Here is a 12,371-nt window from a genome sequence, read left to right as displayed (position 1 = left end):
GAATGTCGACACACTGCAAGCGTCGGCCCGGGCCATCGCTGCAGTCCGGCAGCGTCGCGGTACCGGAGCGGGATCGGCCAGACCAACAGGGAATCGGATCGTTGAGCAAGAAGGGCACGCGCAAACACGCGTCAGGCGGCCCGACCATGGCCGATCTGGCGCAACTGGCCGGGGTATCCAAGATCACCGTCTCGCGGGCGCTGGGCGACAGCCCGCTGGTTAATCCGGAAACCCGCGAGCGGATCCAGGCGCTGGCGCGCGAACACGGTTACAAGCTCAACATCAGTGCGCGCAACCTGCGCCTGCGCCGCAGCCACACGGTGGCGGTGATCGTGGAGATGAAGCCGTCCACCGATCGCACCATGTTCGACCCGTACCCGCTGGTGTTGCTGGGTGGTATCTCGCAGGAGCTGACCGCGGCCGGCTACAGCGTGCTGCTGACTACCCGCCAGGGCGCTAGCGCGGCGGCAGTGCAGGCCGCGGACGGGCTGATCCTGTTGGGCCAGGGCGCGCACCAGGACGCGGTGCGCCGGTTCGACAAGCTGCGCCTGCCGATGGTGGTGTGGGGTGCGCAGTCGGCCAGCGACGCGCACGTGGTGGTGGGCAGCGACAACCGCCTCGGCGGCGCGGTAGTGGCGCGGCACTTCATTGCGCTGGGCCGGCGCCGTCCGGTGTTTATCGGCAACCCCAGCCACCCGGAAATTTTCGAGCGCCTGAACGGTTTCCTCGACGCGCTGGCGCTGCGCGGGATCAAGCCGCTGCTGATGCGGCGCGACGAGTTCACGGTGGACTCGGGTATGGACGCGGTGCGCTCGCTGCATGAACGCAAGGTCGGCTTCGACGCGATCTTCGCCTGCAACGACCTGCTGGCGATGGGTGCGATCCGCGCCACGCTGGATCTGGGGCGTTCGGTGCCGGCCGATGTCTCGGTGGTGGGTTACGACGACATGCCGCTCGGCGCCAGCTTCCTGCCGCCGCTGAGTTCGGTGCGGCAGGACTGGCAGGAAGGTGGCATGCTGCTGGCGCGCAAGGTGCTGGCGCTGATCGAGGGCGAGCCGGCCAAATCGGAATGCCTGCCGGTCAGCCTGATCGTGCGTTCGACCTGAGCGGCTTCAGCGGGCTGCGGTCTGGGTGGTTTCGGCGGCCTCGGCTGGACTGCGCGCCGGCGGGGTCAGCACCAGCCGGAAGCAGCTGCCGCCGCCGGCCACGCGCACGTATTCCAGCGCCGCCTGGTTGGCGTCACTCATCTGCCGGGCCAGGTACAGGCCCAGGCCGGTGCCGTATTCGTGGGTGGTGTAGAACGGCTCGAAGATCTGTGCGGCCACCTTGGGCGCGATGCCGGGGCCGCGGTCGATCACTTCCAGGATCGGCACGCCGTGCTCGCCCTGCCGGGTCACCACCATCACCCGCGCCGGCTCGCCGGGCAGGCGGCCGTAGCGCAGCGCGTTCTGCACCAGGTTCCACACCACCTGCTGCAACTGCTGCGGGTCGGCCACCGCCGCCACCGGGGTGCTGCCGTTGGCGATCGCGCGCAGCGAATCGGCGCCGAGGTCGTTGCCCTGGCAGTACTCCTCGACGAAGGCCTGCGCCCAGTGACCCAGGTCCAGCGTCTCCGGCCGCGAGCGCTCGCGCCGCGACAGCTGCAGGATGTTCTCGATGATCTCGTTGAGCCGGATGCAGTGGTTGTTGATGATCTCGACCATGCGCTGGTCGGTGCTGTCCATGCTGGTCGACTCGGCCAGCAGCTGCGCCGAATAGCGGATCGCCGCCAGCGGGTTGCGGATCTCGTGCGCGATCGAGGCCGACAGCCGGCCCAGCGAGGTCAGCGTGAGCTCCTCCGCGCGGCGCGACAGCAGCGAGGTGTCGTCGAGGAAGATCAATACGTGCGAGTCGTCGTTCGGTGCCAGCCGGGTGAAGCGCGGCACCACCTCGGGCACGCCGTCGGCGAGCTGGGTGGCGGTCTCGTCGAGCTTGCCCGAGGTCATCCAGTGGTACAGCCGGCGCGACAGTTCCGGCGCCAGCTGGCCGAGGTCGCGCTGGTCGGCGCCGGGGTTGCCCATCAGCATCCATGCCGACTCGTTGATCTGGTGGATGCGGTTGGCATCGTCGACCAGCAGCACGCCGGTCTTCATGCGGCGGATGATCAGCTCGTTGACCTGGGCCAGGTTGGCCAGGTCGGTGCTGCGCTGCTCGGCCAGCGCCTCGGTGGCGCGCAACTGCCTGCCCAGCACGTGGCACAGCGTGGTGGTGGCGAAGTAGGCCAGGCCGAACAGCGCGGCCTCGAGCAGGTCGCGGTCGCCGGGGCTGCCGGTGGTGCCGAACAGGGTGTGCCCGAGCATGCCCAGCGTGGCCAGCGAGGCGAAGAAGCTGGACAGCCGCAGCGGCAGGATCAGCGCGCCGGCGCTGAGGTTCACCGCCAGCATCATGGCAATGCCGATGCGTGCATCGTGTATCGCGGCGATCGCCAGCAGGGCGGCGGCGATGTCCACCGCCAGGGTGGTTGCCACCACCGTGCGCGCGTACGGCATGCTGCGCCGATTGAACAGCAGGGCGCCCAGGGCGAACACCAGGTACAGCATGGCCACGGTGCGGGCGAAATCGGGCGTGGCCAGTTTGGGCCAACCCAGGCCCGGCGGACTGAACGCCAGGCCGACGTAGACCAGCGCCTGTACCAGCCGGAACACGTTGAGGAACGTCAGCTCGTGGCGGATCGTCGCCGTGCCCGCGGCGCGCTGGGCGTTCAAGGGTACTGTGCTGGACATCATGCGGCCTGTGCGGGATGGGTCAGCGCGTTTGCGGGGGTCGGGGCGAGTATAGACGGGCTGATTGGCGCCGTGACGATGCCGGAAAGCGCGTGGAAACGGCCTGCGCGGGCGCTCCGGACAGGCGGCCCTTTCCATCGGCGCCCGCTTCCGCGAAAATAGGCGGCCATGTTGCGCGGTTTGGCCGGTTCCATCCGGCAGGCGCACTGCATCCCGGCAGCGCGTCCATCCGCCGTCCGACCGTCCTGACCCACGCCGATGTTCCGCGTGCGGCCGCCATCGTTTCTCCGTTCGCTCGAGGTATCGAATGAATTTCCACGAATACCAGGCCAAAGAACTGTTCGCGCAGTACGGCATCGCCGTGCCGCCGGGCAAGGTCGCCAACTCCCCCGACGCCGCCGTCGATGCCGCCAAGGCGCTCGGTGGTTCGCAATGGATGGTCAAGGCGCAGATCCATGCCGGTGGCCGCGGCAAATCCGGCGGCGTCAAGTTCTGCCGCAGCTTTGACGACGTGCGCGCCGCCGCCAAGGGCATGCTGGGCACCAACATGGAAACCTACCAGTCGGCCGGCCGTGCGCTGCCGGTGAACCTGGTGCTGGTGACCGACGCCACCAACATTGCCCGCGAGCTGTACCTGTCGATCCTGGTCGACCGCGACTCGAAGGCGGTTTCCTTCATTGCCTCCAAGCACGGCGGCGTGGACATCGAGCAGGTGGCGAAGGAAACGCCCGAAGACATCCACACCATCGTGGTCGACTTCATCGAAGGGCTGCAGCCGTACCAGTGCCGCCAGCTCGGCTTCGCGATGGACCTCAACAACAAGCAGGTCAACCAGCTGACCAAGATCATGCTGGGCCTGTACAAGCTGTTCAACGAACAGGACCTGGCCCTGGTCGAGCTGAACCCGCTGGCCGTGCTGGAAGACGGCAACCTCGCCGCACTGGATGGCAAGGTCAACTCCGACGACAACGCCGAATACCGTCACCCGAACCTGGCCGCGATGCGCGACCTGACCCAGGAAGACGCCGCCGAAGCCGCCGCGCAGCAGAGCAACCTCAACTACGTGACGATGGACGGCAACATCGGCTGCATGGTCAACGGCGCCGGCCTGGCCATGGCCACCATGGACGTGATCAAGCTGGCGGGCGGCGAGCCGGCCAACTTCCTCGACGTGGGCGGTGGCGCCACCAAGGAGCGGGTGACCGAGGCGTTCAAGCTGATCACCTCCTCGGACAAGGTCAACTGCATCCTGGTCAACATCTTCGGCGGCATCGTCCGCTGCGACATGATCGCCGAGGGCATCATCGCCGCGGTCAAGGAAGTGGGCCTGAAGATCCCCGTGGTGGTGCGCCTGCAGGGCACCAATGTCGATCAGGGCCGCGAACTGCTGGCCAACTCCGGCCTGGCGATCACGCCGGCGGATGATCTCAACGACGCGGCGCAGAAAGCCGTGGCTGCGGCCAAGGCCTGAGGAGCAATCGAAACATGAGCGTACTCGTCAACAAGAACACCAAGGTGCTGGTGCAGGGTTTCACCGGCCAGCAGGGCACCTTCCACGCACAACAGTGCCTCGACTACGGCACCCAGATCGTCGGCGGCGTGACCCCGGGCAAGGGCGGCTCCGAGCATATCGGCCTGCCCGTGTTCAACTCGGTCGATGAAGCGGTGCTGGAAACCGGTGCCGACGCCTCCGTCATCTTCGTGCCGCCGCCGTTCGCGGCCGACTCGATCCTTGAAGCGATCGACGCCGGCATCAAGACCATCGTGGCGATCACTGAAGGCATCCCGGTGCTGGACATGCTGCGCGTGAAGAACGTGCTGCAGCAGCATCCGGAAATCGTGCTGATCGGGCCGAACTGCCCCGGCATCATCACCCCCGGCGAATGCAAGATCGGCATCATGCCCGGTCACATCCACCAGAAGGGCAGGGTCGGCGTGGTCTCGCGCTCCGGCACGCTGACCTATGAAGCAGTGTTCCAGACCACCAACGAAGGCCTCGGCCAGAGCACGGTGATCGGCATCGGCGGCGACCCGATCAACGGCCTGAACTTCATCGACTGCCTGAAGTTGTTCCAGGACGACCCGCAGACCGAGGGCATCATCATGGTCGGCGAGATCGGCGGCAGCGCCGAGGAAGACGCCGCCGAGTTCATCGGCGAATACGTCAAGAAGCCGGTGGTGTCGTTCATCGCCGGCGCCTCGGCGCCGGCCGGCAAGCGCATGGGCCACGCCGGTGCGATCATCTCCGGCGGCAAGGGCACCGCCGCGGCGAAGTTCGCCGCGCTGGAGAAGGCCGGTGTCACCACGGTGAAGTCGCCGGCCGACCTGGGCAAGACGCTCGCCAAGCTGATGAAGTAAGTCAGCCCGGTAGTGCTCTAAAATACGAAGGCCGCGATTCGTCGCGGCCTTCGTCGTTTCCGGAGCAGGAAGTTCATGGCAAAGCTGCGCATGGCGCTGGCCCAATTCGATTTTCCGGTCGGTGCGGTGGCGGCGAATGCCGCGAAAGCCCGCGAGCTGATCGCGCAGGCGCGCGCCGGCGGCGCCGCACTGGTGGCGTTTCCCGAGCTGACCCTGTCCGGCTACCCGCCGGAAGACCTGCTGCTGCGGCCGAGCTTCCTGGCCGCCTGTGACAGCGAACTGGCCGCGCTGGCGGCGGCGACCGACGGTGTCGCGGCCCTGCTCGGCCATCCGCACAGCGAGGGCGAGGTGTTCAACGCGGCCAGCCTGCTGCGCGACGGCCGGGTGGACTGCACCGCGCACAAGCAGGTGTTGCCGAACTATGGCGTCTTCGACGACAAGCGCTATTTCCGCCCTGGCCACGAGTCGACCACCGCGGTGGTCGACGGGGTGCGGGTGGGGTTTCTGATCTGTGAGGACGTGTGGCAGCCGGAGCCCGCCGCGCAGGCCGCGGCCGCGGGCGCGGAACTGCTGCTGGTGATCAACGCCTCGCCGTGGGACGGCGCGAAACAGGCCGAGCGCGAGACCGTGCTGCAGGCACGGGCGCGCGAAACCGGCTGCGCGCTCGCCTACCTCAACCTGGTCGGCGGGCAGGACGAGGTGGTCTACGACGGCGGCTCGCTGCTGGTGAACGGCGATGGCGCGATCGCCGCGCGTGCGCCGGCCTTCGTCGATGCGCTGCTGTGGGCCGAGTTCGATCCGGCCACGCACAGCTTGTCGGCGCAGGACTGGCCGGTCGCCGCCGACGCCTCGCTGGAGGCGACGCTGTACGCCGCGCTGGTGCGCGGCACCCGCGACTACATCGACAAGAACGGCTTCGGCGGCGTGCTGCTGGGCCTGTCCGGCGGCATCGACTCTGCGCTGACGCTGGCGCTGGCGGTCGATGCGCTGGGCGCGCAGCGGGTCACCGCGGTGATGATGCCCACCCGCTACACCTCGCAGTTGTCGCTGGACGGCGCGCGCGCCCAGGCGGAACGGCTGGGCGTGGATTACCACGTGATCGACATCGAGCCGACCTGCCAGTCGTTCGTGGCGGCGCTGACCCCGACGTTCGCCGGCAAGGCAGCCGACACCACCGAGGAAAACCTGCAGTCGCGCACCCGCGGCACGATGCTGATGGCACTGTCCAACAAGCATGGCCGGCTGCTGCTGGCGACCGGCAACAAGAGCGAGATGGCGGTCGGCTATTGCACGCTGTACGGCGACATGTGCGGCGCCTATGCGCCGCTGAAGGATGTCTACAAGACCGTGGTGTACCAGCTGGCGCGCTGGCGCAATGCACAGGCAGTGCGTGCCGGCGAAGCCGAACCGATTCCGCCGGCGGTGATCGACCGCCCGCCTTCGGCCGAACTGCGCGACAACCAGACCGATCAGGATTCGCTGCCGCCGTATGACGAGCTGGACGCGATCCTCGAACGCTTCATCGAGCGTGAGCAGTCGCAGGCGGAGATCGTGGCGCAGGGTTTCCCTGCCGACGTGGTGCGCCGCGTGGTGCGGCTGGTGCTGCTGAACGAGTTCAAGCGCCGGCAGTCGGCGCCGGGGCCGCGCGTGACCACCCGCGCATTCGGCCGCGAAAGACGCTATCCCATCACTTCCGGCTGGCGTTGAGTCGCCACAGAAAAGGCCGACGATCACTCGCCGGCCTTTTCCGTCATGCGACGCGTGGGCTCAGTGGTGCCCCGAGAACGGCACCATCTTGCGCAGCGTGGACGGCGCATGCGGCCACCTGGCATCGCTCAGGTACGGGTGGTTCGGGTAGTTCAGCGCCAGCACCTGGCGGCTCTGGTCGGCCAGGGTCTTCTGGTCAAGCGCCAGGTAGCTGCGGGTGAGGATGGCCAGCGCGTCGCCGGTCTGCGGAGCCTGCTGGTAGTGCTCGATCACGTACTGCGCGCGGTCGGCGGCAGCGACATAGGCCTTGTTGCGCAGGTAGAACTCGGCCACGTTGATCTCGTACTGGGCCAGGATGTTGCGCAGGTAGATCATGCGCTGGCGCGCGTCGGCGGTGTAGGCGCTGTCCGGGAAGCGGCGCGACAGCTCGGAGAAGTCGTCGAACGACTGCAGGTTGTAGCCCTGGTCGCGGCGCGCCTGCGAGCCTTCGCGGTTGATGTAGCGCTCGATCACGCCGCTGGTGCGATCAAAATTGATCAGGCCGCGCAGGTAATAGGCATAATCGACATGCTTGTTGGTCGGATAGGTCTTGATGAAGCGGTTCACGGTCGACAAGGCATCATCCGGCTGGTTGTCCTTGTACTGTGCATAGGCCAGCTCGAGTTGGGCCTGCTCGTTGTATTCGCCCGACGGGAAACGCGCGATCAGGCGCTGGTAGGCCTTGCTGGCGGCCGCATAGTCGGCGTTTTGCAGCGAGTCGTGCGCGTTGTCATACAGCGCGACCAGCGGCATCGTGTCGATGGTGTCCTTTTTCGACTTGAACATCGAACATGCGCTCATCGACGTGACGAGCGCCAGCACCACAAGCACTTTCAGAACGGGCAATTTGGGCATCGGCAGCTTGGGCGAGTCGATTGTTGGGCGCATAAGGAAAGAATTCGGATGTTTGAGCGAAAAGGCATGATAGCCGAAACCGGCCACCGCCCGCGGAGGCCGGCATGACCACGATCCGGCACGAGGCGGAGGTGCCGCGGGCCGCGGCGGGACGCAGGTTCGACCAGGCGCTGGCCGAGATGTTCCCCGATTATTCGCGTTCGCGGCTCAGCGGCTGGATCAAGTCCGGCGCGGTGACCCTGGACGGCGTGCAGGCGCCGCCGCGGCAGCTGCTGCGGGGCGGCGAGCAGGTCTGCCTGCAGGTCGAGCTGGAAAACGAGGTGTCCAGCGCGCCGGAGGACATCGCGCTGAACGTGGTGCACGAGGACGCGCACCTGCTGGTGCTGAACAAGCCGGCCGGGCTGGTCGTCCACCCCGGCGCCGGCAACCCGGCCGGCACCCTGCTGAACGCGCTGCTGCACCACGACCCGAAGCTGGCCGAGCTGCCGCGGGCCGGCATCGTGCACCGGCTGGACAAGGACACCTCCGGCCTGATGGTGGTGGCGCGGACGCTGCCGACGTACACCGCGCTGGTCGACCTGCTGTCGCGCCACGAAGTGGAGCGCCAGTACGAGGCGGTGGTGCTGGGCACGCTGGTGGCCGGCGGCACGGTGGATGCGCCGATCGGCCGCAGCATGGGCGACCGCCTGCGCCAGGCGGTGCGCGACGAGGAAGACGGCAAGCGCGCGGTGACCCATTACCGCCTGCGCGAGCGTTTCCGGGCGCACAGCCTGCTGCAGTGCCAGCTGGAGACCGGTCGCACCCACCAGATCCGCGTGCACCTGACCCATATCGGCCACCCGCTGGTGGGCGACCCGTTGTACGGCGGTGGCCTGAAGCTGCCCAAGGGCGCCACCGCGGAACTGGCTGCCACCCTGCGTGGTTTCCGCCGGCAGGCGCTGCACGCCGAAAAGCTGTCGTTCATCCACCCGGCCACCGGCGAGGCGCTGTCGTTCGAAGCGCAGCGGCCGGCCGACCAGCAGGCGCTGATCGAGGCGTTGCGCGCGGATCTGGCTGAACACGGTTCGGATCACTACTGAGGGCAGGCGCCAAGGAACGCCGCCGGTGCTTGTGCGATGCTTTCCGAATCCCCAATCCCCAATCCCGAATCCCGAATCCCGAGAAAATGACCGATACCTGGATCTTTCCCGACTGGCCGGCCCCGGCCCGGGTCCACGCGGCGATCACCACGCGGCAGGGGCCGGGCATCTCGGCGCAGCCGTTCGATCGTTTCAACCTCGGCCTGCGCAGCGGCGACGACGTCGACGTGGTGCAGTCCAACCGCAGCGCGCTGCAGCAGGCGTTGCGGCTGCCGTCGGTACCGCGCTGGCTGCGCCAGGTGCATGGCACCGGCGTGGCCGAACTGGGGCCGCTGCCCAGCGCGGACGAGCCGCAGGCGGATGCGGTGGTGTCGCACATTCCCGGCACGGTGCTGGCCATTCTCACCGCCGACTGCCTGCCGGTGCTGTTCTGTGCCGACGACGGCAGCGAGATCGGCGCGGCCCACGCGGGCTGGCGCGGGCTGGCCGCCGGCGTACTGGAGGCCACGCTGACCCAGCTGCAAACTCCGCCGGCGCGCCTGCTGGCATGGCTGGGGCCGTGCATCGGCGCGGCTTCCTACGAGGTGGGTGAGGAGGTGCGCAGCGCCTTCGTGGCAGCCGATGCCGGTGCCGCGGACTGCTTCGTGGCCACCCGTGCCGGACACTGGCTGTGTGACCTCGCCGCCCTGGCGCGGCGCCGGCTGCAGGCTGCCGGCATTCAGCGTATCCATGGCGGCGGTTTCGACACGCTGGCCGATCCGCGCTTCTATTCCTACCGACGCGACGGCGCCCGCAGCGGCCGCTTCGCCAGCCTGGTGTGGCTGGACCACGCCTGATTTTCCGTTGCTGCCCCGACCGGCCCGGCCTTTCACGCCGCTTGCTTGAATCACCTGCCACAGTCCGCATTTAAGCGGGCAGTGGCGGCGTGGCCCGCCAGAACCATTCATCTCTTGCGGGGATCATTGCGATGCGGATGGACAAGCTCACCTCGCGTTTCCAGCAGGCGCTGGCTGACGCGCAGTCGCTGGCCGTGGGCCGCGACCACAACATGCTCGAACCGGCACACGTGATGGCCGCGCTGCTCGGCCAGCAGGGCGGCTCGACCGCGCCGCTGCTGACCCAGGCCCAGGTCAACGTGCCGCTGCTGACCCAGCGCGTCAACGACCTGCTGGAGCGCTTGCCGAAGGTCAGCGGACAGGAAGGGAATATCAACCTGGGCAACGACCTCAACCGCCTGCTCAACCTCACCGACAAGCTGGCGCAGCAGCGCGGCGACCAGTTCATCGCCAGCGAACTGTTCGTGCTGGCGGCGCTGGACGACAAGGGTGAGCTGGGCGCGGCGCTGAAGGCGGCCGGCGCGAACAAGGCCAATCTTGAAGCGGCCATCGACAAGCTGCGTGGCGGCGAAAAGGTGCAGAGTGAGAACGCCGAGGAACAGCGCCAGGCGCTGGAGAAATACTGCATCGACCTCACCGAGCGTGCCGAGCGCAACAAGCTCGATCCGGTGATCGGCCGCGACGAGGAGATTCGCCGCACCATCCAGGTGCTGCAGCGGCGCACCAAGAACAACCCGGTGCTGATCGGCGAGCCCGGCGTGGGCAAGACCGCGATCGTCGAGGGGCTGGCCCAGCGCATCATCAAGGGCGAAGTGCCCGAGGGCCTGCGTGACCGCCGCGTGCTGGCGCTGGATATGGGCGCGCTGATCGCCGGCGCGAAATTCCGCGGTGAGTTCGAGGAGCGCCTGAAAGCGGTGCTCAGCGATCTTTCGAAGCAGGAAGGCCGGGTGATCCTGTTCATCGACGAGCTGCACACCATGGTCGGCGCCGGCAAGGGCGAGGGCTCGATGGACGCCGGCAACATGCTCAAGCCGGCGCTGGCCCGTGGCGAGCTGCACTGCATCGGCGCTACCACCCTGGACGAATACCGCAAGTACATCGAGAAGGACGCCGCGCTGGAGCGGCGCTTCCAGAAAGTGTTCGTGGGCGAGCCTTCCGTCGAGGACACCATCGCCATCCTGCGCGGCCTGAAAGAACGCTACGCCGTGCATCACGGCGTGGAGATCACCGACCCGGCGATCGTCGCCGCGGCCACGCTGTCGCATCGCTACATCGCCGACCGCCAGCTGCCGGACAAGGCGATCGACCTGATGGACGAGGCTGCCTCGCGCATCCGCATGGAGATCGACTCCAAGCCGGAAGAACTCGATCGGCTGGAGCGGCGGTTGATCCAGCTGAAGATCCAGCGCGAGATGCTGAAGAAGGAAAAGGACAGCGAATCGAAGCAGCGCCTGGCCGACCTGGAAGCCGACATCGAGAAACTCGAACGCGAGTTCTCCGACTTGAATGAGATCTGGAAATCGGAGAAGGCCGCGCTGCAGGGCACGACCAAGGTCAAGGAGCAGATCGAGCAGGCGCACCAGGAACTGGAGGCCGCCCAGCGCCGGCAGGACTACGCCAAGATGAGCGAGCTCCAGTACGGCAAGCTGCCGGCGCTGGAGAAGCAGCTCGCCGCGGCGCAGGCCGCCGAGACGCAGGACTTCAAGCTGGTGCAGACCAAGGTCACCGCCGAGGAAATCGCCGAGGTGGTCAGCCGCTGGACCGGCATCCCGGTCAGCAAGATGCTTGAGGGCGAGCGCGACAAGCTGCTGCACATGGAGGATGAACTGCACAAGCGCGTGGTCGGCCAGGATGAGGCGGTGCACGCGGTGTCCGATGCGATCCGTCGCTCGCGTGCCGGCTTGTCTGACCCGAACCGGCCGAACGGCTCGTTCTTGTTCCTCGGCCCCACCGGCGTGGGCAAGACCGAGCTGTGCAAGGCGCTGGCCGAGTTCATGTTCGACACCACCGACGCGATGGTGCGTATCGACATGAGCGAGTTCATGGAGAAGCATTCCGTCTCGCGCCTGGTCGGTGCACCTCCCGGCTACGTCGGTTACGAGGAAGGCGGCTACCTGACCGAAGCCGTGCGCCGCCGGCCGTACAGCGTGATCCTGCTGGACGAGGTGGAGAAGGCGCATCCGGACGTGTTCAACATCCTGCTGCAGGTGCTGGACGACGGCCGCCTTACCGACGGCCAGGGCCGCACCGTGGACTTCCGCAACACCGTCATCGTGATGACTTCGAACCTGGGCTCGCAGATGATCCAGGATGCCTCGGAAAACGGCGGCGATGCGGAGGAGCAGTACACCCAGATGAAGGCCTCGGTCATGGGCGTGGTGCAGGCGCACTTCCGCCCGGAGTTCATCAACCGTCTCGACGAGATCGTGGTGTTCCGTCCGCTGGACAAGAGCCAGATCCGCGCCATCGCGAAGATCCAGCTCGAATACCTGGAAAAGCGCCTGGCCGAGCGTCAGCTCAAGCTGGACGTGGGCGACGATGCGCTGACCCTGCTCGGCAACGTCGGTTTCGATCCGGTCTACGGCGCGCGGCCGCTGAAGCGGGCGATCCAGCAACAGCTGGAGAATCCGCTGGCGAGGCAGATCCTGGAAGGCCGCTTCCAGTCGGGCGACACGGTGAGGGTGGCCGCCGAGGGCGGGCAGCTGGTGTTCCGCAAGGCGTGAGGTAGTCCGTGC

9 protein-coding genes are annotated in these 12,371 nt (G+C 67.5%); 7 read left to right on the top strand and 2 right to left on the bottom strand.

Annotated elements, in window-relative coordinates:
* The first annotated feature begins 101 nt into the window (after positions 1-101).
* Positions 102-1,106 carry a LacI family DNA-binding transcriptional regulator gene (locus IMW82_RS07835; protein WP_108470909.1) on the top strand — a complete coding sequence of 335 codons (1,005 nt, stop codon included), beginning with the start codon at positions 102-104 and terminating at the stop codon, positions 1,104-1,106.
* A gap of 6 nt (positions 1,107-1,112) precedes the next feature.
* Here IMW82_RS07835 and IMW82_RS07830 read toward each other — a convergent pair whose 3' ends face one another.
* Entirely contained in the window at positions 1,113-2,762 is a 1,650-nt protein-coding gene (locus tag IMW82_RS07830; RefSeq protein ID WP_211004321.1) for a HAMP domain-containing sensor histidine kinase, read from the bottom strand.
* A 103-nt stretch (positions 2,763-2,865) separates the two neighbouring features.
* On the opposite strand from IMW82_RS07830, the gene sucC reads away from it, so the two are divergent.
* From sucC to IMW82_RS07815, 3 genes are all read left to right on the top strand, one after another.
* A complete protein-coding gene (gene sucC, locus IMW82_RS07825; protein WP_280518356.1) occupies positions 2,866-4,233 on the top strand; it encodes an ADP-forming succinate--CoA ligase subunit beta in 1,368 nt (455 codons plus the stop codon).
* Positions 4,234-4,247: 14 nt separating this feature from the next.
* Positions 4,248-5,120 (top strand): succinate--CoA ligase subunit alpha, encoded by an 873-nt coding sequence (sucD, locus tag IMW82_RS07820; RefSeq protein WP_108470907.1) that lies wholly within the window; start codon positions 4,248-4,250, stop codon positions 5,118-5,120.
* 75 nt (positions 5,121-5,195) lie between these two features.
* On the top strand, positions 5,196-6,827 hold the full coding sequence (locus IMW82_RS07815; protein WP_108470906.1) for an NAD+ synthase: 1,632 nt from the start codon (positions 5,196-5,198) through the stop codon (positions 6,825-6,827).
* A 60-nt stretch (positions 6,828-6,887) separates the two neighbouring features.
* Here IMW82_RS07815 and IMW82_RS07810 read toward each other — a convergent pair whose 3' ends face one another.
* Entirely contained in the window at positions 6,888-7,754 is an 867-nt protein-coding gene (locus tag IMW82_RS07810) for an outer membrane protein assembly factor BamD (RefSeq protein WP_108470905.1), read from the bottom strand.
* A gap of 71 nt (positions 7,755-7,825) precedes the next feature.
* Between IMW82_RS07810 and rluD the strand changes: the two genes are divergently transcribed.
* From rluD to clpB, 3 genes are all read left to right on the top strand, one after another.
* Positions 7,826-8,800, top strand: a complete 975-nt coding sequence (gene rluD / locus IMW82_RS07805; protein WP_108470904.1) for a 23S rRNA pseudouridine(1911/1915/1917) synthase RluD — start codon at positions 7,826-7,828, stop codon at positions 8,798-8,800.
* A gap of 86 nt (positions 8,801-8,886) precedes the next feature.
* The gene (gene pgeF / locus IMW82_RS07800) at positions 8,887-9,636 is read left to right on the top strand and encodes a peptidoglycan editing factor PgeF (RefSeq protein ID WP_108470903.1); all 750 of its coding nucleotides are present in this window, start codon (positions 8,887-8,889) and stop codon (positions 9,634-9,636) included.
* 131 nt (positions 9,637-9,767) lie between these two features.
* A complete protein-coding gene (gene clpB / locus IMW82_RS07795; RefSeq protein WP_108470902.1) occupies positions 9,768-12,359 on the top strand; it encodes an ATP-dependent chaperone ClpB in 2,592 nt (863 codons plus the stop codon).
* The last annotated feature ends 12 nt before the right edge of the window (positions 12,360-12,371 follow it).

The sequence above is a fragment of the Rhodanobacter sp. B2A1Ga4 genome, from assembly GCF_018101315.1.
GTDB lineage: Bacteria > Pseudomonadota > Gammaproteobacteria > Xanthomonadales > Rhodanobacteraceae > Rhodanobacter > Rhodanobacter thiooxydans_A.
The sequence above is the reverse complement of the archived record's forward strand: the minus strand, read 5'-3'. Positions and strand labels throughout refer to the sequence as shown.